General features: G+C 65.3%; 16 protein-coding genes and 1 pseudogene. 7 read left to right on the top strand and 10 right to left on the bottom strand.

All coding sequences use genetic code 11. The features are described from left to right. Positions 1-184 (top strand): annotated as a pseudogene (locus KVP70_RS30415) (hypothetical protein); the annotation flags it as partial. On the opposite strand, the gene KVP70_RS35435 reads toward KVP70_RS30415, so the two are convergent. From KVP70_RS35435 to tssF, 6 genes are all read right to left on the bottom strand, one after another. Then, positions 143-583 carry a DUF3304 domain-containing protein gene (locus KVP70_RS35435; protein WP_369698898.1) on the bottom strand — a complete coding sequence of 147 codons (441 nt, stop codon included), beginning with the start codon at positions 581-583 and terminating at the stop codon, positions 143-145. The pseudogene KVP70_RS30415 and the gene KVP70_RS35435 overlap by 42 nt on opposite strands. A gap of 286 nt (positions 584-869) precedes the next feature. Further along, positions 870-1472, bottom strand: a complete 603-nt coding sequence (locus KVP70_RS30405; protein ID WP_217946120.1) for a DUF3304 domain-containing protein — start codon at positions 1470-1472, stop codon at positions 870-872. Between the two features lie 4 nt (positions 1473-1476). After that, on the bottom strand, positions 1477-2286 hold the full coding sequence (locus KVP70_RS30400) for a DUF4123 domain-containing protein (protein ID WP_217946119.1): 810 nt from the start codon (positions 2284-2286) through the stop codon (positions 1477-1479). 2 nt (positions 2287-2288) lie between these two features. Continuing rightward, a complete protein-coding gene (locus KVP70_RS30395) occupies positions 2289-4931 on the bottom strand; it encodes a type VI secretion system Vgr family protein (RefSeq protein ID WP_262311808.1) in 2643 nt (880 codons plus the stop codon). A 9-nt stretch (positions 4932-4940) separates the two neighbouring features. Continuing rightward, positions 4941-5897, bottom strand: coding sequence for a type VI secretion system baseplate subunit TssG (gene tssG, locus KVP70_RS30390; RefSeq protein ID WP_217946118.1), 957 nt, complete (start codon positions 5895-5897; stop codon positions 4941-4943). Beyond that, positions 5861-7699: a type VI secretion system baseplate subunit TssF gene (tssF, locus tag KVP70_RS30385; RefSeq protein WP_217946117.1), complete on the bottom strand. Its 1839-nt coding sequence runs from the start codon at positions 7697-7699 to the stop codon at positions 5861-5863. The genes tssG and tssF overlap by 37 nt, the downstream gene beginning before the upstream one ends. A 151-nt stretch (positions 7700-7850) precedes the next feature. On the opposite strand from tssF, the gene KVP70_RS30380 reads away from it, so the two are divergent. Both KVP70_RS30380 and KVP70_RS30375 read left to right on the top strand, forming a co-directional pair. Next, the gene (locus KVP70_RS30380) at positions 7851-8240 is read left to right on the top strand and encodes an HI0074 family nucleotidyltransferase substrate-binding subunit (RefSeq protein ID WP_217946116.1); all 390 of its coding nucleotides are present in this window, start codon (positions 7851-7853) and stop codon (positions 8238-8240) included. Then, on the top strand, positions 8228-8641 hold the full coding sequence (locus KVP70_RS30375; RefSeq protein ID WP_217946115.1) for a nucleotidyltransferase domain-containing protein: 414 nt from the start codon (positions 8228-8230) through the stop codon (positions 8639-8641). The genes KVP70_RS30380 and KVP70_RS30375 overlap by 13 nt, the downstream gene beginning before the upstream one ends. Here the strand turns inward: KVP70_RS30375 and KVP70_RS30370 are convergent. Next, positions 8601-11882: a DEAD/DEAH box helicase gene (locus KVP70_RS30370; RefSeq protein ID WP_229225194.1), complete on the bottom strand. Its 3282-nt coding sequence runs from the start codon at positions 11880-11882 to the stop codon at positions 8601-8603. The two genes, KVP70_RS30375 and KVP70_RS30370, sit on opposite strands and share 41 nt — an antisense overlap. A gap of 94 nt (positions 11883-11976) precedes the next feature. After that, positions 11977-13095, bottom strand: a complete 1119-nt coding sequence (locus KVP70_RS30365) for a J domain-containing protein (protein ID WP_217946113.1) — start codon at positions 13093-13095, stop codon at positions 11977-11979. Between the two features lie 101 nt (positions 13096-13196). On the opposite strand from KVP70_RS30365, the gene KVP70_RS30360 reads away from it, so the two are divergent. The 4 genes from KVP70_RS30360 to KVP70_RS30345 are packed head-to-tail and all read left to right on the top strand — an operon-like array spanning position 13197 to position 19878. Next, a complete protein-coding gene (locus KVP70_RS30360; RefSeq protein ID WP_217946112.1) occupies positions 13197-14657 on the top strand; it encodes a DUF3375 domain-containing protein in 1461 nt (486 codons plus the stop codon). Then, complete coding sequence (locus KVP70_RS30355; protein ID WP_217946111.1) at positions 14644-15357, top strand: DUF4194 domain-containing protein; 714 nt, start codon at positions 14644-14646, stop codon at positions 15355-15357. Before KVP70_RS30360 ends, KVP70_RS30355 begins: the two co-directional genes overlap by 14 nt. A 59-nt stretch (positions 15358-15416) precedes the next feature. Further along, positions 15417-18740 (top strand): ATP-binding protein, encoded by a 3324-nt coding sequence (locus tag KVP70_RS30350; protein ID WP_217946124.1) that lies wholly within the window; start codon positions 15417-15419, stop codon positions 18738-18740. Beyond that, positions 18724-19878, top strand: coding sequence for a DUF3322 domain-containing protein (locus KVP70_RS30345; RefSeq protein ID WP_217946110.1), 1155 nt, complete (start codon positions 18724-18726; stop codon positions 19876-19878). The genes KVP70_RS30350 and KVP70_RS30345 overlap by 17 nt, the downstream gene beginning before the upstream one ends. A 17-nt stretch (positions 19879-19895) precedes the next feature. Here KVP70_RS30345 and KVP70_RS30340 read toward each other — a convergent pair whose 3' ends face one another. Together KVP70_RS30340 and KVP70_RS30335 are read right to left on the bottom strand one after the other, a co-directional pair. Next, the gene (locus KVP70_RS30340) at positions 19896-20810 is read right to left on the bottom strand and encodes a hypothetical protein (protein ID WP_217946109.1); all 915 of its coding nucleotides are present in this window, start codon (positions 20808-20810) and stop codon (positions 19896-19898) included. Between the two features lie 120 nt (positions 20811-20930). Further along, positions 20931-21467, bottom strand: a complete 537-nt coding sequence (locus tag KVP70_RS30335) for a type 1 glutamine amidotransferase domain-containing protein (protein WP_229225193.1) — start codon at positions 21465-21467, stop codon at positions 20931-20933. Positions 21468-21485 lie beyond the last annotated feature (18 nt).

Below are 21485 nucleotides of genomic sequence, written 5' to 3'. Positions count from 1 at the left end.
ACGACAAGCCACGCTGGCCGGCGCCTTCCAGCGCACGCCGAACCGCTTCAAACACCGCATGCCGCAACCACAGAAACTGCCGACAGCTGCATGGATCAACCCGCCGATAATGGAGAAAAACGCTGCCAAAAAAAGCCGAGATTTAGACTCTCACCAATTCAACAAGGTGTTTCAAATTCATTGACACGCTCCGGACACGCACCCTACCTCTCGGAAAAAAGTGGACATACAGATTACCTGGGGTTTCATATTTTTCCACTGGAACTCTTGCGATATACGGTCCCTTCGTCGTAACGCTTTTGAAGTTTCCGGCCGCTATTTCCGTGCGATTTTCGTTCGACCAATCTGCTACCTTCCATCTAACTTCAACGATAAGACCCGGACGCCACCGCACAGGAATGATCACGCAGCACACCGACCCGCCACCGCCCCCCTCCCGCCCAACGTTAGTGCCACTGTATTTATTCACATAAAAATCTGTAATATTGAAGTTATGGCCGAGATGCTGAACTCCGACAATATCGGTAGGAACAAACTCATCTTCGCGAGAAGAACGATACTCGGAGTATCCAACATAGAGCATGACGCCTGTGACTAAAACAAGCAGGGAGCGAAGTACATACTTTTTCATTTCTCAACCTTCTCTAAAATGAAGACTGTCCAGACGGTGCATGCCCTTGCGTCGCACGACAGTATCAGGTTGCTCAAGCCTCCTCTGATCGCCTACGTTGACAAGAGAATTTCAGTCGCAGCGCCTTTTCACCATCGTAGGCAACGTCTCGGCACTCGTGGTACAGCTCGCTAATTTTGGGGTTTCAGGTCTTGTACGAGCGCAGCTCTAATGACGTCAAATTTTCCCGTTACCTCGTTCATTGCCATTTGTTTCTCCTCCGGTCCGCTTCATCTAACTCCGCTTGAGTAAACATTTCCTTGATGGGCCAGCCGGCGGTTGCCATTAGGTCTCGATCGACCGGACCATACCGTACTGGATGTGCTGTACTCAAAACCGAATACAGTGTGGATACGACACGAACCCTACCTTTCGGAAAAAAATGAACATACACATCACCCGATCTTTCGTTTTCGTATTTTTCCAACGGCACTTTCGCGATATACATACCCCTCGTCGTGACGCTCTCAAATTTTCCAGCGTCTACTTCTTTGCGGTTTTCTGATGGCCAGCCTTCTACCTTCCATCTGACTTCGACGATAAGACCTGGGCGCCATTTAGAGGGAATTACAATGCAACAAATTTCTCCTCCTCCGCCCCCTTCCCGTCCAACGCCAGTTCCACCGTATTTATTTACATAAAATTCTGATATGAGGTGGTCAGGACCGAGATGCTGAACTCCAACAACAACGGCCGGAACAACCTCTTCTTCAGGAAAAGATGAGCGATACGCGGCGTATCCAACGTAGAGCGTGACGCCAGTGACTAGAACAAGCAGGGAACGGCGTACGTACTTTTTCATCCTCTCAACCTCCCCTTGGATAAAGACTGGCCATACGGTGCAATTCCTTGCGCCGCAAGACGGGATCAGGTTGCTCAAGCACTTTCGTCAAACTGGGCTGTAGCAACAGTTTTCCATCGGTATCAAATACGTCACGAGCAAATAGCAGGAGATCTGTATCTTCCTTGTGTCCCACAGAGAACCATATCTGGCGTGCCTGCTCAGCGTACTCGTACGATTTCAAAGTCGAGTAATCGTAGGACTGGGCTGGTCGCATCTTGCGCAAATTCGCAAGCAGCTGATCCACGCTCATGGCGCTTTTCAGGGATGCTATTTGGCCGTCACTCAGCAATAAAGGTGTCGCCAGTGGCGTATCCGATTTCAGGATCGGGAGCGATTTCAATTTCCCGTCGCGTCCGTGAATTTTCCAACGTTCAAACGGTGCCACGATTGCCGACCATTGTTCACCGGTCAAGCTCACGGATAGTGCTGCCAGCACCGCACAGTCCGCGAATCGCAATGTCAGCTCCATGTTGTCTTCTGTCTTGACATAGATGAACTGGCGAAGATGCTCCTGAAGCTCGGGCAACGTGAGCTCCGTCTCGATGAAAGAGATCCCCAACTGCGGGCGCATAGCATTAACCATCATCATCACAGCATCAAGGCGATTGCAAAAACTGGCGCGTTCGATATCAATCAAAATCGGGCTGACTGTTATCGCATCCCGCTCGTAGAACGCAGCGAGCCAGCTTAGTTTGCGAGGCTTCCTTGTCCACGGCTTATCCTTGGGGTAGCCAATCAAAGTCGTATCGATGAGAATATAAGTGGAGACCATAGCTAAGTTCCGGATTTGGCAAATGGGCTGTGGGCATCGGCTGCGATCAGTAGGCACGGCACACAAATCTTGTGCGGCACCTTATCTCCAAGAAATGAGATATTTCGGTTTTGTCCGGGGAACGTTTGATGATCTGCCGCGTACATCTCATGCTTTCCTGCGGTGTAGCCCTTGATTCCAGCTGCGCTTAATTCCAGCTCCGTGCCGCCGCCATTGAGACGCACGCCCTTCTTTGCCTTGATGGTGATCCAATCGGTATTACTGATGATCTCCACCACCTTCTTGGCCAGCACCTGCAACTGGTCGTCTTGAGCTTGTAGGGCAACCTTGCCACTTGCCGCTGTCACCTTGATATCGCCTTCATTTGCGAAAAAGCTCATGCCCTGCACAGAGCGTATTGACGCCGTCTCACCGGATGCCAGAGATATCGCGGAAGCACTGACGATATCGATTGTAGTGGCGGCACCTATTGCGACATTTTTGTTGCTAGTGCAGATCAGCCCCGCCGGGCCGCTCAGTGCAACAAGAGGTGCGCCACCATCGTCAAGTTTCTTCAGCTTCTCAATCAGGTTTGCCAGATCTTTGCTTTGCGCTTGGTCGCCGGCATGCTGCTCTGCCTGTTCACTTAACTGAGAGACCAGCTTTTGCAAGCCTTCTGCAATGCTGATTAGTTCAGATCGTTCAAGGTGCTTTCCCGTCACAGCATCGCCAGACTCAGCGGTGATGAGGACGCCCTGTATGCCTCGCACCGCCACGTTCATATCGCTGCGTAGTTCAGCGCCAGATCCGCGTTGATCAGCTTGCCCGGAGGCCCTTGGTTGGGATAGCCAGCCGAGATTCAACTGGCTTGCGCCGTGATCGCTCGCCAGCTGTGTACTAATCTGGCCGTTCGTATCGTCAAATCGTAGCTGATTGGCGCCAGCACCTTTCACTTCACGACTCCGTATGCCAGAAAGGTAGCGGTTGCCTGGTAGATCTCCCCTATTGCTCAACGCAACTGGCTGCGCTTGCTGGTTGTAGAGCTGCCCGACGATCACCGGCTTGTCCGGGTCGCCGCCAAGGAAGTTGACCAGCACTTCAGTACCGATGCGCGGCAAGCCGATGGTGCCGCATTGTTCAAGGCTGCCAGGACCGTTGCCGGCCCAGTTCGACGCCACGCGCACCCAGGCCGAATCCCTATCGGAATCGGATGCGCCGATGCCGGCGGCCCGCTCGTGGTCCGCCGCGCGGGTGCCAGGAAAGCGTATCTTCACCCGCCCCATCTGGTCACAATGCACCTCCTCCCCTTCCGGCCCGACAACGATCGCGCTTTGCATCAGCGCCTGCGGCAAATCCGTGCGCGGATCGTAAGCCGGCACGATGATCACCCCACGCCGCACCGCCGTGAACTGAATATGCATGCGCAGCGGTCCCGATGCCACCTTGTCCGCCACGTCCCTCTGCATCTGCAACTCCTGCGCGCCCTGCATCCAGCGGCTGCGGGCGAACAGGCGCTCCACGCGCGCCGCCAGCGCCTTGGGCAGGTTGTTCTGCGCGTTCACCTGCAAGGCCGTGACGACAAAATCCCTTTCCTCGGCCGGATGCTGGTCAACCTCGGGATGCTCGGCCAGCGTGAAGTACTCCCCCGCGCACAGATCGCGCACGCTGCCTTCGCCGTGGAAGCATTTCGTTTCGTAATCGTGCCTCTGCATGCGCAGCTTGCCCAGGCGGCACAGGTCCTCGTTGTCGCTTCCCGCGTGCGGCGCCAGGATTTGATAGTCGTCCAGGCTGGCGGCCAGCTCGTTGCCGTTCACGCCCTGGTTCACGCCGCTGCTGGCGTCCATCATCATGAAGTCGCGTCCTTGCGAATTGCGATAGTCCCAGCTGTGCCGCGTCACCGTGCCCGGTTGCAGGCTGCGCACCGCGCTCCAGGAGGTGATCGTGTCGCGCTGCTCGGTGGCGGCGTCGCGGTGATAGCGGATGGTGCCGGCGGCGTTCTGGCGCAGCATGTCGGCGTTGTTGAACAGTACCAGCGTATGCACCGGATACTCGCCGCCCTGCGCGCGCACGTACCAGCCTATGCCGCGCCGCTTCAGCAAGCGGCGGATGAAGGCGGCATCCGATTCGTTGTGCTGCATGGTGAACTCGCGCTGTGGATATTCGCGCTGGTGGAAGCATTCGTCCACCTCGTGCTTGAAGCAGACGCCGAGCGTGGAATTCTTCTGCCGCCACTCGTTGAGGATGCGCTGGACGATCTCCACCTCGTTCATGTTGCGGAACACGCGCGTGTTGCTGCGTTTTTCCAGTACGGCCAGCGCGTCGCGCAGCACCAGCTGGTAGCTGGCCAGGCCGCCGTCGCTGTCGCCCGAGCTCGCCTCGGTGATGATGCCGCAAACGCTGCGCAAGTCGCCCACATCGGTGACGAATTCCAGCGCGGCCGGCACGGCGATCATTTGCTTCAGCGGCAGATAGGCGTCGGACGAGACGCACAGCACGCGATACTCGATGCCGCCGCACAAGGTCTCCGAGCCGAACACCCGCTGCGGCAGCAGCATGTCGTCGTTGACGCCGCCGGGCAGATCCAGCCGCAGGCGCAGCGGCCGGTTGCTGGCCACCAGTTCCTTGGCCAGGCCCATGAAGCTGAAGAAATCACTATCGCTTTCCACAATCGCTCCTCAGGTATGCAGCAGGTACATCAGTTCTTCGCGGTCCTCGCTTGGCGGCCCGTCAACCAGGCAGGCATTGACGCCCAGCCTGCATCCGCCATCCAGGCTCGGCGCGCGCACATCCTCGGCCCGCTGGATCAGATGCACTTCATACGTCATGCCCACGCCGCAGTGCAGGCCGAGCATCGCCTCCAGCCGCCGCGCGGCGCTGTGGCCGGGCAGGAAATCCTCGTAGGCCGCCCGGTCCAGCGGACCGATGCGCAGGCGCACGCGCGCGTCGCAACCGTAGATGCGCTCGCCCAGCAGCACGCCCGCGCCCAGGTCGACATGGGCCTTGCCCAGCCGCGCCTGATCCGCGGCCGGCAGCGCCTGCCACTGCCCGACCAGCTGCTCCACCACAAAGCGCACGTTGAAGTATTCCGAGTAGATCCCCGCCATCAGCGGCGCCGACACGCTGCGGCTGCGGATCTGCATCGCGTAGCGCGCCAGCGTCTCGCGCTCGACCGATCCGTCGGGAGCCGCACCGGACAGTGCAAGCAGCATCGCGAGAAAACCGTCGCTGCCATCCGCCGCCGTCATGCATTCCGGCCGGTGCCTGGCCCACGCCTGGTAGAACATGCACAGCGACCGGTGCGACAGCATGTCCAGGAAGGCGCGCGGGCCGCCGTCGTTGCTGGTCCTCTCGTGACGGCTGATGCGCTCCGAGTAGTGCAGCGGCAGCGCGCCGTGGCTGCCCAGCAGGCCCATGAAGGCGGGCGTCAGGCGGATCAGGTCGTCGCCGTCGTCGCTGACGTTCTCGATCTGGTTCGGCGGGAACGCCAGCGACAGCCGGTTGCGATAGCGCAGCCGGCGCGGCGGCTGCGCCTGCTCGACCAGGCGCACCGCCTGGAAGAACTCGAAGCCTTGCGGCTCCGCCAGCAGTGCGTCGATCAAGCCAGCGTCAGTGCGCCGTTGCGGGGCAGGCATCGCAGCAACTCCTTTCCGTTCACGTGGGACAGCACCACCAGTTGCGTGAAGCTATTCAAATGCACGTGCAGTCCGAACAGGTGATCGAGCACCTGCGCGAAGGCGTGCACACCGCTGCCGGCATACGCCTCCTCGTCCAGCGAGACCCGCACTTCCACGCCGCGCAGATAGGCGCTGCCGCGCGCCTGCCGCACCCACGCGGTGGCCGGCCGCTGCGACAGCGCCATGACGCCGTCGATCTGCCGTTGCGAAACGGCGCTGTCCTGCTGGGCGTACAGGCGCAGCATCGCGGTCAGCGCCGGCAATCCCTCCTGCGTCAGCGAGCGGTGGTTCAAGGCCAGCTGCGTGATGAGGCCCCATTGATTGCCGCCGCTGGCCTGGCGGTAGGACAGCGTCGGCCGCCTCAGCAGGCGGATCGGGAAGCTGCCGGCGGCCGCCTCGGTGCCGAGGTCGCCGCGCGCGCGGCCGTATTGCATGCCATGCGGAAAGTTGCGATTGCTGCAGGTGAGGCGTACCGACGCCGTGCCCTCGTCCAGCGTCAGCGGCGAGAAATCGCGGTCCACCAGCGCCAGCGTGTATTCATGGCCGGCGGCGGCATCGGCCACATCCTCGTCGCGGTGGGCGAGCCAGTAGTGGCCTTTGCGGCTGTCCTGCTCGCCGTGGCGCAGCGAATAGTAGGGGAAGAACTCGGTGAGCGAACTGCCTTGCGGAGTCTTGCGCAGCAGCTGCACCGCGTCGATGCTGTAGATTTCGCAGGCGCTACCCGGCATCTCGTCCGGCATCAGCGGATAGCTGCTGCGGTGATGGTCGATGCGGATCGGCGTTGCCGCTTGCGTGAACAGGTTGATCACCGGCGTGCAGCCCAGCACCAGATGCTCGTCCGACAGCGTGCGCAGGATGCGCGCGGCCGGTGCGTCGGGGCGCAGCTCGGCCAGGGCGATGCGCAGCGTCAGCCGCGAGCAGCCGGCCGGGCTGGCGGCCACCAGCGCGGCCAGGTCGATGTCGAAGAAGTCGAATTTCTCAGGGAAGGCGAAGTACTCGCTCAGCAGACGGTAGGCGCCATGCTCCGAGGGCGCGGCTGGCAGTAAGGCGTCTTCGGCGGCGAATCCGGCCGGCTTGATCGGCAACCGGTCCAGCATGCGCCACTGGCCGTCGGCCTCCACGCAGGCGCAGGCTGCGCGCATGAAGAGCACGTCCCTCAGGGTGGACCGCAGCGACGCCTCGCCGTCGATGAAGACGCGCACGGTGGACAGGTCCAACCTCGCCAAGCCGCGCGCGGCGGCGGAGCTGTCGATGGTGATGCAGATCGCGGCACCGGCCTCGCCCGGCAGCGGCAAAGTCGACGGCGCCTGGATGTAGGGCTCGAACCAGGCGGCGCTGATGGTCAGCGGCGCCACCGTCATGTCGTAGACGGTGCGGAAGCGGCAGGCGACGCTGTCGCTGCCCAGCGACTTCATCTGCGTGCCGCGCGGCAGCGTGGTGACGCTGCTGATTTCATTGACCTTGGCGCTGCTGTAGTCGAGGCGGGCGATGGAGCAGGAAGGAATCGGCCGCAGATAGTGCGGGTACAGCATGCCCAGCAGCGCTTCGGTGAAATTGGAATAACCGTCGTCAAGCAGCTTGGCGACGCGGGCGTTGAGAAAGGCGGTGGCCTGGATCAGGCGTTCGACGTGCGGATCGGCGCAGGTCTCGCCGCGCATTTGCAGACTGCCCGCCAGCTTGGGGTAGCGACTTGCAAACTCGGCGCCGGTGCGCCGCAGCATGCTCAGTTCGCGTTCGAAGTAAGGCAGCAGTTTTTCCATCGTGGCATCCATCGCGGATTGGTACCGCACAGGCTGCCGATGATGTCACTCCCGGGTAGTCCTCCATTTGACGTGCAGCAATTCATATCGCTGTTCGTACACTTTTGTACTCGGGCTATAATACAAAAGACAAGTCCCCATCATAAATGCGATGAATAAACGTCTAGTCGAGCGCAGCAACGATTTTCTATCAGCCGTCAACCGGTTGGAGGAAGCACTTGCGCAGCCGGAGAATTCGTTTCTCAGAGACGCGACTATCCAACGCTTCAAATTCACTTATGAGTTGGCGTGGAAGGCCATCAAGCTATGGCTGGAAACCAAAGACATTGTGGTACTGAACGCCAAGGACACCTTGCAAGCAGCGCTTGAGCAAGGACTGCTCGCCGACGGAAATAGCTGGAGTCAATTACACAGGATGCGCAATTTGACCAGCCACACCTACGACGAAGCGCAAGCGATGGCCGTATATCAATTTGTCAAGAATCAGGGTGCGCAGCTGTTTTCCGAGCTGGCAAAGACGGTAAGCACGTGGACAAACTAGCGCCACACTCTCATCGCTTCGGCCTGAGCGAGTCCATCCTCGATTCGCTGTGCGAGGTATTTTCGCGATATTCGACTATCGACAGCGTCATGGTCTACGGGTCGCGCGCAGCCGGAACCTATCGCCCACAATCCGACATCGATCTTGCCGTGTTTGCCCCGACCATGAGCGAGCGTGATTTCGGCAACCTGTGGAACGCCTTGGATGACCTGCCTATCCTGTTCCGGCTCGACGTCATTCATTGGGACCATGTCACCAACGACAAGCTCAAGCAACATGCACGACAGCATGGTGCCCTGCTCTATCCAGATCACCAGGGAAACGGGCAGCAACTACAGGAATATTCGCCTGCACCGAACCTCATTCCGCCGACAACACCCCCAGCAAATCCTCCGCCGTGATCTGCAAGCCCTGCATCTCGCCGCCGGCCAGCACCGCGTCGGCCAGGCCGGCCTTGGTGCGTTGCAGCTCCTGGATTTTCTCCTCCAGCGTGCCCCTGGCGATCAGCCGGTAGACAAACACCGGCTTGTCCTGGCCGATGCGCCAGGCGCGGTCGGTGGCCTGGTTCTCCGCCGCCGGATTCCACCACGGGTCGTAGTGGATCACGGTGTCGGCCGCCGTCAGGTTCAGGCCGACGCCGCCCGCCTTCAGGCTGATCAGGAACACCGGCACCAAGCCGCCCTGGAACGCATCGACCTGCGCGGCGCGGTCGACGGTGTCTCCGGTCAGCAAGGCATACGGCACCGCGCGCGCCTGCAGTTCCGCCTCGATCAGGGCCAGCATGCTGGTGAACTGCGAGAACACCAGCAGCTTGCGGCCTTCGGCCAGCAATTCGTCGACCAGCTCCATCAGCACCTGCAGCTTGGCCGACGGCGCCTCCGTCTTGCGCTTGCCGGCCACCTTCAACAGGCGCGGATCGCAGCATACCTGGCGCAGCTTGAGCAGCGCGTCCAGGATGACGATCTGGCTGCGCGCCACGCCTTTGCGGGCGATCTCATCGCGCACCTTGCGGTCCATCGCCAGCCGCACCGTTTCGTACAGGTCGCGCTGGGCGCCGGCCAGGTCGACCATGCGCACCATTTCCGTCTTGGGCGGCAGCTCCTTGGCGACAAGGTCCTTGGTCCGCCGCAGCAGGAAGGGCTTGATGCGGCGGATCAGCAGGGCGTTGCGCCCGCTGTCGCCCAGTTTTTCGATCGGCTTGCGGAACTCGGCGTTGAACGCCTGCTCGCTGCCCAGCAAGCCCGGCATCAGGAAATGGAATTGCGACCACAGTTCGCCCAGATGGTTCTGCAGCGGCGTGCCGGTCAGGCATAAGCGGTGGCGCGCTTGCAGCAGGCCCGCCGTCTGCGCCGCCTTGGAGCGGCTGTTCTTGATGTACTGCGATTCATCCAGGATCAGCAGGTGGAAGGGCTGCCGGCGCAACGCCTCTTCATCGCGCGGCAGCAGCGCGTACGAGGTCAGCACCAGATCGGCGCCGGCCATGTCGCCGAAGCGCCCCAGCCGCTCCGGCCCGGTCAGCGCCAGCACCCGCAAGCCCGGCGTGAAGCGCGCGGCCTCCGCCTGCCAGTTCGGCATCAGGCTGGTCGGCGCGACCACCAGCGCCGGCGCCGTCAAGCGGCCGGCCTCTTTTTCGGTCAGGATATGGCTGAGCGTCTGGATGGTCTTGCCGAGGCCCATGTCGTCGGCCAGGATGCCGGCCAGCTCGTATTCGCGCAGGAACTGCATCCAGGCCAGGCCTTCGGACTGGTAGGGACGCAGACTGGCCTGCAGACCGGCCGGGGCCGCCACCGGCTGCACGCGCTCGAACGCGGCCAGCTTGCGGCCCAGCGCGCGCAGGCGCTCGCCGCCGGTCCAGCGCAGTTGCGCGCCGGCCTCCAGCTCGGCCAGCCGCGCCAGGTCGAGCGCCGGCAGGCGCAACGCATTGCCGATGCGGTCGGTGAAATACAGTTCGCCCAGCGTGCGCAGGATGGGTTTGACGCGCCCCCACGGCAGCGCCACCCTGGCGCCGTCCGGCAGCGCGGCCAGCAAGGGCTCGTCGTCGGCGCGCGCCTCCAGCGCGGCAGGCTCGAAGTCGCGCGGCGCCTGGCGTATCAGTTGCACCAGCACCGGCAACAGCGGCACCGGCTGGCCGTGGACGACGATGCCCAGCTCCAGGTCCAGCCAGTCCTGGCCGGCGCCGGCCGGCTCCTCGTCCACGCGCGCATACCAGTCGTCGATGTCGCTCAGGTCAAAGCGGAATCCCGGCGCCAGCTCGATCAGCCAACCTTCGGCGCGCAGCCGCGGCAAGCCTTCCTCCATGAACCGCAGCCAGGCGCGATCGGTTGCCAGCCGCAGTTCGCCGGACGGTGCGTCCGCCGGCACCGGCGCCCCGTCCGGCGGCCGGAAACCGGCCGCGTCCAGCGCCGACCATGCGGCGGCCTCGTCCTGCGGGTGGCGCTCGATCCGCTCGATGCCCTGCGCGCCGACGCGGGTCAGTTCGGCGCGCGGGTCGGCGCCGGCGCGCAGGCCGTCGTAGACAAAGCCCAGCAGGGCGCAGTCGCCCTGCTCCGTGCTGCTCAGCGTCAACGCCGCCTGCGGCCGCACGCCGCTGCGCACGCTGACGCCCTGTTGCGGCAGCGGCAACAAACCGTTCAGGCTGGACGACTGCATGGCCTGCGCGAACGCCGTCATCTGGGCCGGCGCCAGGCGCGGGCTGCGCGCCACCAGCGACAGCCAAGCCTTCATCGGCAATGCCGCCAGCGCCGCCGGCAGATCGAGTTGTCCGATCCGGCCGCCGCTCAAGTACTGCGCCGGCGTCACCGGCAGCAAGCCATCCGGCGCGGCGCCGTCGTCGAACTGCCAGCCCAGGCGCAGATGGCCGTCGTCGCCGGCGCGCCAGGCCAGGCGGCCGCTGCGTGCCGGCCCGGCCTGCAATTGCCGCAAGCCGGCGCGCAAACCGGTCCGGTCGTCGGCCAGGTACAGCGCGCCCATCTGCTCCAGCTGCGACAACAGCTTGCCCACGTTCTCGCCAGCCAGTTCCAGCCCGCCCGGGCCCCAGACGCTTTTCAGCAGGACGATAAACGTTTGCGCCGGCTCGTGGTCTTGCTGGCGCATAAACGCCGGCGGCGAGTGCTGGAAGGCGTACAAATCCTTGATCTGGGTGGCGCTGCGGATCGCGCCGTCGGCGGCGATGCGGCCTTTGCACAGGTACAGGCGCGGCTGGGGGCCGCCGGGCTCGGGCATCAGCACGTAGATCAGCCGGAAGGTCGGCTTGGCGGCCGGCTGCAGCGCCTGCTGCTCGCGCTGCGCGGCCTGCACGTGCAGCGCCACCGTGCCCAGCCAGTTCGACAGCTCATACGGCAGCGCCGGCTGCGCGGCCGGCGCGGCGGCCTCGCGGGCGGCCAGCAGCACCGCCACCACATGCTTGCAGTTGTACGCCATCGGGCAGCTGCAGTCCCCCTCGAAACGCAGGGCGGCGCCGCGCACGACCAGCTTGATCGATTGCCGGTACGGGGTTCTCGCGTTGCCGCGCACCTTGCCCTTGATCAGCTCGCCCTCATGGCCGGCCTGCATCACCAGCTCGCGCCGGTGGTAGTCGGCGCCGCGCGCGTAGGTGGTGCTGTCGAACTGGCGGCGCACATCGTCGGGGGTGTACAGTTGCATGCGTCGGCTTGAGCGCTCAGGCTCGCAGGGAAGTGGCGAAGAGGCCATTATCGCCGATCCCGGCGCCGATTTCCCGCCCGTCGTGGCGCGTCAGTTAAAACCAGTCCTCGTCGTACTGCTGGTCACGGTAATCCTTGAGCCACGCCTTCAGCTTCCGGATGTCTTGCAGATCCTCCAGCTCGCGCGCCGCGCCGGCCAGCCGCGCCCGCGTCTGCGCCACCTCGTCGCGCACGCCACGCAAGGCCGCCTCGGGCGTCAGGCGCCGGTACAGCGGCAGCTCCCATTCCATCGCCACGGTGGTCTCGATATGCATATTGTCGCCTTCCAGCTCGCGCACCTGCGCCCGCAGCACGGCGTTGAACTGGCCGATGCGCTCGTCGCTGAGGCCGTCGATGGCGGCCTGGTCGATCTGCTCGATCTCCAGCTGCAGCTCCAGCAGGCCAAGCAAGTCGTTCTTCTGGTAGGCCACATTGACGCGCTGCATCAACCCGGTCTTGCGGCTGCGTTCGGCGGGATCGGTCTCGCGGTCCGGATGCAGCGCGCTGGCCAGCTTGCGGTAGATCTCCCGCACCGATTGCTTCATCAGCGCCTCTTCGGCCTCCTTGCGCCGGGCCTGCTTGATGGCGCCAGGCGACTGCGCCCGGCGCTCCTCCGCCTGCCGCTGTTTCTCCTCGGCCTGGCGCCAGCGCGCCTCGGCCTGGCGTTCCAGTTCGTCCATCTTGGCGTGCAGCGCGGCCATCACCGCCTCGTCCGAGCCGCCGTCCTCCAGTTCCACGCCGAACAGGTTTTCCATCTCCGTCTTGAGGTCGGCGCCGTCCTGCGCATCGGGCGGGCCGAAGGGCGAATCGTCATACTTGCCGACGATACGGTCCAGCTCCTCGTCGTCGCCAAATTGCAGCAGATCCCAGCCGGTGGTGCGGATGTACTCCGCCAGCGTCTCCTTGTTGCGGGCTCCCATGGATTTATGGCCATAAGCCTGGTCACAAAGCAACACCATCCGCCGATCGTGGGCGCGCAAAGCCGCGCCCAGCGGCGCCAGCTCCTGTTCGGTGATGGTGTGCAGCAGCGGCAAGGTTTCCTGCCAGGCCGCAAGCAGCGTGCGCTCTTTCTCCAGCTTCTTGATCAGGGTGTTGAATTGCTGGCGCATCCGCGACTTCGGCGCGGCGGGGAGATCGGCAATGCGGACGGCGGCGCTGGGCTTGTTCGACGGCATGGTAGGCACGCGAGAGGGCAAACGGCCATTATACCGGCGCGCCGGCGCCGTTTGACGCCCGGCGCACCGCCATTTTCATGCCTCTGCCTTACAATGACGCCATGAAAGCCGACCAAGCCCTCGCCGCCAACCGCCGCCTGCGCCAGCAACCGCTGTGGCGGCTGCTGGCCGCGCCCAGCGGCCCGGTCGCGCTGGCGCTGATGCAGACGCATCTGTACGACGGCGAGCGCACCTTGCCGGCCTCGATTTTCCACGAGCGCATCGCCCGCGACCTCGAGCACCTGCGCGGCCTGGGCGAGGATTGGCCGCAGACGGCGCAAGCCTATGTGGCCGCATGGCTGGCGGACGGCCACCTGGCGCGGCGCTACCCGCCCGGCGCCTCCGAGGAGGAGTACGAACTGGCGACCTCGACCATCGAAGCGATCCGCTTCGTCACGGCCCAGGTCAAGCCGCATTCGGCCGCCACCGAAAGCCGGCTCGGCCTGGTCATCGACGCGCTGGCGCGCCTGTCGGAAGACACCGACGCCGACCAGGCCCGCCGCATCGCCCGGCTGCGCGACGAGCAGCAGCGCATCGAACGCGAAATCGCCGCCATCGAACAGGGCGTGCTGCACATCCTGCCGCGCGACGCCGCGCTCGAGCGCACCCGCGAAATCATCACGCTGGCCGACGGCCTGGCCGGCGACTTCCGCCGCGTGCGCGACCAGTTCGAGCAGCTCAACCGCGACCTGCGCGCGCGCATCATGGAAAGCGACGGCAACCGCGGCGACGTGCTCGACTCGCTGTTCGCCGGCATCGACCTGATCAGCGACAGCGAGGCCGGCCGCACCTTCTCCGCCTTCTGGCGCCTGCTGACCGATCCGGAACAATCGGCCACGCTCGAGCGCGCGCTCGACGAGCTGCTGTCGCGCGACTTCGTCGCCGGCCTCGACCTGCACGAACGCAAGTTCCTGCTGCGCCTGACGCGCACCTTGCTCGAACAGGGCGGCCTGGTGCACGACGTGCTGCAATCGTTCGCCCGCAGCCTGAAGCACTTCGTGCAAAGCCGCGAATTCCTGGAGCAGCGCCGCGTCAACCAGTTGCTGCGCCAGGCCCAGCTGGCCGCGCTGGCGCTCAAGGACGAGCTCAAGGCCACCGACACGCTGCACTACGCGCTGACGCTCACCAGCAGCAAGCTCGCTTCGCTGTCGCAGTGGCTGCTGCACGATCCCGCGCTGCAGGCGCTGCCGGACACGATGCGGGCCGGCGAGGCCGCGCCGATCAGCCTGGAATCGGTCGGCGAGCTGGTGGCGCAGTCCGAGATCGATTTCCGCACCCTCAAAACCCATGTGCGCGCGGTGCTCGATCTGGCCTCGCAAGCCTCGGTGGCCGACGTGCTGCGCGCCTACCCCGCCGCCCAGGGCCTGGGCAGCGTGCTCGGCCTGCTGGCGCTCGGCAGCCGCCATGGCCTGGTCGCCGGCCACAGCGAAACGGTCAGCTGGACCGGCGGCGACCAGCAGCAGCGCAGCGCCCGCATTCCCGTCATCTATTTTGTGAAAGAACGCGCCGATGAGCTCGTCTGAAGACCTGGACTACGCGCCGCCCGCCGAGGCCATGGCCGCCGCCGACGGCGCGCCGCCGTCCACCGCGCTGTTCGGTGGCGACAGCGGCGAACTGCCGCTCGACACCCGCCGCGTACTGGTGCAGCTGCTGTCCGGCCCGGCCTTGGAGGGCCGCCGCCACGCCAAGCTGTGGCCGGTGCTGCTGCGCGACGAGCAGGCCGTCAAGCGCCGCCTGGCCGAACTGTTCCTCGAACTGGTGATCGACCGCGACATGCAGGTCGCCTTCACCCGCCAGGCCGACACCGGCGACCTGGAAGTACCGCTGCTGCTGCGCCGCGCCCAGCTGACCTTCATCGATTCGGTGCTGATCCTGTACCTGCGCCAGCGCCTGACCCAGGCCGACGCCCACGGCGAACGCGCCGTGGTCTCCACCCAGGAGATGGTCGAGAACCTGACGCTGTACGAGCGCGCCGCCAGCACCGACCGCGCCGGCTTCGCCAAGCGCGTGCACGCCTCGGTGGAAAAGGTCAAGAAACACAACATCCTGCAGAAAATCCGCGCCAGCGACGACCGCTACGAAATCGCGCCCACGCTCAAGCTGCTGTTCTCGGCCGAGGAAATCCAGAGCCTGACGCAGCTCTACCAGCGCATGGCCGCCGGTGAGACTGCCCTGCCCGGCAAACAGCCGGCCGACGCCGACGAGACGGAGGACGACGCGTGAACGCCGACGCCAAGCCGGCGCCGCCAGGCCCGCGCCAACAATCGCGCGAACAATTCCGCATGGCGCGGCTGCAGGTCTACAACTGGGGCACCTTCGGCGGCCTGCACGAGGTGCCGATCAGCGAGCGCGGTTTCCTGATCGTCGGCCGCTCCGGCGCCGGCAAGTCCACCCTGCTCGACGCTTTTTCGGCGCTGCTGGTGCCACCGCGCTGGGTCGACTTCAACGCCGCCGCGCGCGAAGCCGACCGCGCCGGCCGCGACCGCAACCTGGTCAGCTACATCCGCGGCGCCTGGGCCGCCCAGAGCGACGCCGTCTCCGGCGAATACGCCACCCGCTACCTGCGCGAAGGCACGACCTGGTCGGCACTGGCGCTGCACTACCGCAACGCCATGGGGCAGGACGTGGTGCTGGTGCAGCTGTTCTGGCTGCGCGGCAACAGCAATGGCAACACCGACGTCAAGCGCTACTACCTGATCCTGGAGCGCCCGTTCGACCTGCGCGAGCTGGACGATTTCGGCAGCGGCAATTTCGACGTGCGCAAGCTCAAGCAAGCCTTGCCCGAGGCCTATGCGCGCGACGAGTTCCGGCCGTACTGCGAACGCTTTTGCCGCCTGCTCGGCATCGACAGCGAGATGGCGCTGCGCCTGCTGCACAAGACCCAGTCGGCCAAGAATCTTGGCGACCTCAACGCCTTCCTGCGCGACTTCATGCTCGACAAGCCGGAAACCTTCGCCGTCGCCGACCGCCTGGTCAGCGAATTCGGCGAACTCAACGCGGCGCACCAGGCGGTCGTCACCGCGCGCCAGCAAGTGCAGACGCTGGCGCCGGCGCGGGTCCGCCACGAAGACCTGCGGCGCCTGCGGCTCGAGCGCGCCGGCCAGGAGGAACTGCGCGCCGGCATGCACAGCTACCGCGAGCGGTTGCGCATCGGCCTGCTGACCGATCACCTGGCCACGCTGGCGGTCGAGGCCGAAGGCTACGCCGGCCAGCTGCAGCGCCAGCAGGATGCGCTGGACAACCGGGTCGCCGCGCTGCGCGACCTGGAGAGCCGGCGCCGCGCCGCCGGCGGCGACCAGATCGAACATCTGGAAAACGAACGGAACACGCTGGAGACGCAGCGCACCGAGCGGCTGCGCCGCCGCAAGCAGGCCAAGGAGGCGTGCGACCGGCTCGGCTGGGTGCTGCCGCCCAACCCGCAGGGCTTCGCCGCCTTGCTGGGCCAGGCCCGCCAGGAAGTGGCCGACTGGCAAGCCGCCGGCGCCGACCAGGAACCGCTGCTGGTGCGCGACCGCGAGCGCACCGCCGCCGCCGCCACGCTGGCCGGCGTGACCCAGGAGATCGCCTCGCTGCGGCGCCAGCCGTCCAACATCCCGGCGCCCATGCTCGAACTGCGCCGCGCGCTGGCCGAGGCGATCGGCGTGGCCGAGGCGGCGCTGCCCTTTGCCGGCGAGCTGATCGACGTCAAGGCCGACGAGGCGCCATGGCGCGGCGCGGCCGAGCGCGTGCTGCACGGCTTTGCGCTGTCGCTCCTGGTGGACAACGAACACTACAACGCGCTGTCGCAGCACCTCAACGATGTCAGCCTGGGGCGCCGGCTGGTGTACTTCCGCACCGGCGCCGCCGAGTCCGCCACGACCAGGATGCTCGGGGCGGACTCGCTGGTGCACAAGCTCGACGTCAAGGACGGCGCCCATGCGGCCTGGCTCAAGGCCGAACTGCGGCAACGCTACGACTACGCCTGCGTGGCGTCGCTGCGGGCCTTCCGCGCGGCGCCCGAGCGCGCCCTGACCCGCGAAGGCCAGGTCAAGCACAGCCGCACCCGTCACGAAAAGGATGACCGCCACAGCGTCGACGATCGCCGCCATTGGGTGCTGGGCTTCGACAACCGCGACAAGCTGGCGCTGTACGAGGGGCAGCAGCGCGAGTTGCAGCAGCGCCTGGCCCAGCTGGAGACGGAACTGGACAGCCTGCGCCGGCAGATGCAGCGCAGCGCCGAGCGGCTGATGTCGTGCAACACGCTGATCAACCTGCAATGGCAGGAAATCGACGGCCTGCCGCCCACCGAGCGGATCGCCGCCATCGACCGCCAGTTGCGCGCCCTGCGCGACGGCAACGCCGAACTGCAGCAGATCGACGACCGCCTGCGCGAACAGGCCGGCCTGGTGAAGTCCGCCGAGGACAGCCTGCGGGAAACCGACGTCAACCACCGCACCCGGCTGGCCAGGATCGCCGAGCAGCAGCAGTTGCTGGAGAGCTTGCGCAACGATCCGTCCATCGTGGCCTTGACACCGCACCAGCAGCAGGGGCTGGACCGCTTGTATGGCGGACTGGCGGAACCGGTGGTGCTGGCCAGGGTCGACCAGGCCGACCGCGCCGTCGCCAAGCTGATCGGCGCGACGGTGGAAACACTGGAGCGCGACAGCATGCAATGCGAGCGGGACATCGAAGCGCGCTTCGCCGATTTCATCCGCACATGGAAAGCCGACTCCGACGGGCTCGACGCCACGCTGGCCGCCGCCTCCGACTTTTTCGCCAAGCTGGCGCGGCTGGAGACGGACGGGCTGCCGGCGCACGAACAGCGCTTCTTCGACCTGCTGCACAACCAGAGCAACCAGAACCTGGCGGCGCTGTCGACCTACCTGAACGACGCCCGCAAAGCCATCCTGGAACGCATGGAGCTGGTCAACGCCAGCCTGCGCCAGGTGCCGTTCAACCAGACGGCCGATCTGAGCACCTATCTGCACATCCAACCCACCGACCGCCAGTTGCCCGAGGTGCGCGACTTCAAGCAAGCCATCCAGCGCGCACTGAGCAACGCCTGGAGCGGCGACCGGGAGTCGGCCGAGGCCCGCTTCATCGCGCTGCGCCGGCTGGTCGACGACCTGGCCAGCCAGGAACCGGACCAGCGGCGCTGGCGCGAGGCGGTGCTGGACGTGCGCCTGCATGTGGAATTCATCGGCAGGGAGATCGATACCGACGGCAACGAGGTCGAGGTCTACCAGAGTGGCGCCGGCAAGTCCGGCGGCCAGCGCCAGAAACTGGCCACCACCTGCCTGGCGGCGGCCTTGCGCTACCAACTGGGCGGCAGCGACCACGCGTTGCCGGTGTATGCGCCGGTGGTGCTGGACGAAGCGTTCGACAAGGCCGACAACGAATTCACCGCGCTGGCGATGAACATCTTCGCCAACTTCGGCTTCCAGATGATCGTCGCCACGCCGCTCAAGTCGGTGATGACGCTGGAACCGTTCATCGGCGGCGCCTGCTTCGTCGACATCCGCGACCGCAAGATTTCCGGCGTGCTGATGATCGAATACGATGACCAACGCCAGCGGCTCAAGCTGCCGGAGCAGGGGATGGAGGTGGCGCTTGAAGCTGCCGGATGAGGTCCGGACATGGCTGGCGCGGCGCTATCAGAACCAGCATCGCGACTGGCTGGCGGCGCCGGCCTCGGGCTGGCCCTTGAGCATCCCGCTCGGGACGCCGACCGAAGCGGTGGCCCTGCGCCAGCCGGACGCCGTGCGCGCCTGGGCCGACAACTGGCGGCACTGGCGCGGCGCGGGCGAATTGCGCTGGACTGAACGGCGCTGGAAAGTGCTGGGCAGCCAGCAATTGCCGGAGTCGCTGGTGCTGCACAGTCCCGACCAGGCGGCGGCCTGGATCGGCGAGCAGGACCGGTGGGGACGCGCCGTCATGCGCCTTGCGCTGCTGGCGGCGCGCTGGCCCGCCGTCGATTGGCCGCTGGCGACGCTCTACCCGGTGCTGGCCGACTATGACGACGCTGACTTCCAGCGCCTGCTGGAGTTGGCCGCGTGGCTGGCCGCGCATCCGCAATCGGGCCTGTATCCGCGCCAGATCCCGCTGCCCGGCATCGACAGCAAGTGGCTGGAGTCGCGCCGGGGCGTGGTGGGCGAACTGGTGGCCGCGCTGCGCGGCGGCGCCGGCGGTGGCGGGAAGTTCTATGAACTGTGTGGCTTGAAGCAGCCGCCGCCGACCGTGCGCATGCGGGTGCTGGACCCAGGACTGCGCGCCAGGCTGGGCGGCCTGGACGATGTGAGCGCGCCGGTGCAGACGCTGGCGCGCCTGGACTGGCAACCATCCACGGTCCTGATCGTGGAAAACCTGCAAACCGGCCTGGCCCTGCACGACCTGCCCGGCGCGGTGGCGTTCATGGGCCTGGGATATGGCGTCGATGTGCTGGCCGCGCTGGCGTGGATCGCGCCGGCCGCCTGCTACTACTGGGGCGACATCGATACCCACGGCTACGCGATACTGCACCGTGCCAGGACCATCTGGCCGCAGCTGCGCTCGGTCATGATGGACCGGCGCACGCTGCTGCGCTTCCTGCCATTGTGCACGACGGAAAAATCGCAGTGCGCCGCCACCGATCTGTCCACGCTGACGGCGGCGGAACGGGACGTCTACCACGCGCTGCGCGGACACGCGCTGGGCCAGTCGCTGCGGCTGGAACAGGAACGCATCGCGTGGGACATCGCCTGGCCCCGGTTGACGGCGGCGCTGTAACGGGCCGACGCGGCAAGCTACTTCGTCACCCGCTCCCAGCCGGCGCGCACCGCATCCTTGAATTTTTCCCAGCTCGACTGCGCGTGCTGGCTTTCCCAATTGCTGCGCAGTTCGGGCTCGACCTCCTCCCACGGCTTGTCCTTGTAGCCGGGATTGCCGGCCATCGATTCGCCGTAGCGGTAGGCCGGATCGTACTCCTGATACGTACCGCCGCCGTAGGAGAAGGTGTCCTGCCAGTGGGTGCGGAAATACAGCACGTCTTCGCCTTCGCCGCGCAGGATGTTCAGGCTGTCCTGGTTGGCCGCGCCCGAGTCGCGCGGGTAGATGCGCATGCCGCTGCGCTGCACCGTGCTCTGCTCGGAGATCGGCGCGTTCACGCCGGTCATCGTCGGCGACACTGTTTCGCCGCGCTGCATCGATCCTTGCGTCAGCGTACCCTGCTCGGAACGGGCGAAGTCCACCGCCTCCTCGCGCTGGCGGATGCCGTGCTGCTCCGGCGCGCTTTGCTGCGCGCCCAGGCCGGTCTGCCTGGCGCCGGCGCCGCCGCGCTGCGTCTCGCCGCCGGTCCAGCCGCTGGCGCGCCACATGGTCTCGCGCTCGTCGATGTCGAGCGGATTGAAGTCTTCCACGATGTCGGCCGCGCGGTCGGCCGCTTCCATGCCATGGGTCTGGATGGTCAGCACCACGTGGCCACGGTTCAGCGCTTCCGCGTAGATGTGGCGGTCCGCATGTTCGCGCCCCAGCAACTGGCTGAACATCTGCTTGATGGTGCTGAGGATGGATTCGTTGTCGTTGATGCGCGGCGTGCCGGCCACGCTGCCGGAGTCGCTCACGGTGATGCTCTCGGCGGCATAGCCGCTATGGATCAGTTCGTCCTTGGCTCGGTTGGCCTCGGCACGGGTTTCAAAGACTGCTGCCAATGTGTGTGTCATGATGGGCTCCTGGGGTGAGACGCGAGACGATACAATTCCAGTCTACGTTCTATACCGTGAGGGTAGCGCCCGTTTGCCAACAGGCAATCCGCATTCCCCCGATTCCCTCGATTCCCTCGTTTACGCCGCCATCAGCTGTTGCTGCAAGGCCTGGTTGAAGGCGGGGATGTCGTCCGGCTTGCGGCTGGTAATCAACTTGCCATCCACTACCACCTCCTCGTCGCTCCACTCGGCGCCGGCGTTGCGCAGGTCGATTTCCAGGCTGGGCCAGCTGGTCACGTGCTTGCCCTTGACCAGGTCGGCGTCGATCAGCGTCCACGGGCCGTGGCAGATGGCGGCGATGGTCTTGTCTTCGCGGCCGAACTCGCGGATGAAGGTGATCGCTTCCTTGTGCAGGCGCAGCTGGTCGGGATTGGCGACGCCGCCCGGCAGCACCAGCGCGTCGTAGTCGGCCGGCTTGGCGTCGCGCACGTTGAGTTCCACTTCGTAGCGCGCGGCCGGCTGCGCGTGGTTGTAGGCTTGCACCTGCTCGCCTTTGTTCTTGGTCGAGATCAGCGTCACGCGCGCGCCCTGCTGCTCCAGGAAGCGGCGCGGTTCGGCGTACTCCGCCTGCTCCACGCCGTCCGTCATCAGGATCGCGACGCGTGTCTCTTTCATTTGGGAATTGTCTGGGGT

This window comes from Duganella violaceipulchra, from assembly GCF_019166075.1.
Lineage (GTDB): Bacteria > Pseudomonadota > Gammaproteobacteria > Burkholderiales > Burkholderiaceae_D > Rugamonas > Rugamonas violaceipulchra.
This window is presented reverse-complemented; position numbering and strand designations above follow the sequence as displayed.

Bases quoted from the DNA above. Each gene is read 5' to 3' on its own strand.
- KVP70_RS35435 (WP_369698898.1), bottom strand. From the start codon at position 583: ATGCTCTATGTTGGATACTCCGAGTATCGTTCTTCTCGCGAAGATGAG.
- KVP70_RS30405 (WP_217946120.1), bottom strand. From the start codon at position 1,472: ATGAAAAAGTACGTACGCCGTTCCCTGCTTGTTCTAGTCACTGGCGTC.
- KVP70_RS30400 (WP_217946119.1), bottom strand. From the start codon at position 2,286: ATGGTCTCCACTTATATTCTCATCGATACGACTTTGATTGGCTACCCC.
- tssG (WP_217946118.1), bottom strand. From the start codon at position 5,897: ATGCCTGCCCCGCAACGGCGCACTGACGCTGGCTTGATCGACGCACTG.
- tssF (WP_217946117.1), bottom strand. From the start codon at position 7,699: ATGGAAAAACTGCTGCCTTACTTCGAACGCGAACTGAGCATGCTGCGG.
- KVP70_RS30380 (WP_217946116.1), top strand. From the start codon at position 7,851: ATGAATAAACGTCTAGTCGAGCGCAGCAACGATTTTCTATCAGCCGTC.
- KVP70_RS30370 (WP_229225194.1), bottom strand. From the start codon at position 11,882: ATGCAACTGTACACCCCCGACGATGTGCGCCGCCAGTTCGACAGCACC.
- KVP70_RS30365 (WP_217946113.1), bottom strand. From the start codon at position 13,095: ATGCCGTCGAACAAGCCCAGCGCCGCCGTCCGCATTGCCGATCTCCCC.
- KVP70_RS30360 (WP_217946112.1), top strand. From the start codon at position 13,197: ATGAAAGCCGACCAAGCCCTCGCCGCCAACCGCCGCCTGCGCCAGCAA.
- KVP70_RS30355 (WP_217946111.1), top strand. From the start codon at position 14,644: ATGAGCTCGTCTGAAGACCTGGACTACGCGCCGCCCGCCGAGGCCATG.
- KVP70_RS30350 (WP_217946124.1), top strand. From the start codon at position 15,417: ATGGCGCGGCTGCAGGTCTACAACTGGGGCACCTTCGGCGGCCTGCAC.
- KVP70_RS30340 (WP_217946109.1), bottom strand. From the start codon at position 20,810: ATGACACACACATTGGCAGCAGTCTTTGAAACCCGTGCCGAGGCCAAC.
- KVP70_RS30335 (WP_229225193.1), bottom strand. From the start codon at position 21,467: ATGAAAGAGACACGCGTCGCGATCCTGATGACGGACGGCGTGGAGCAG.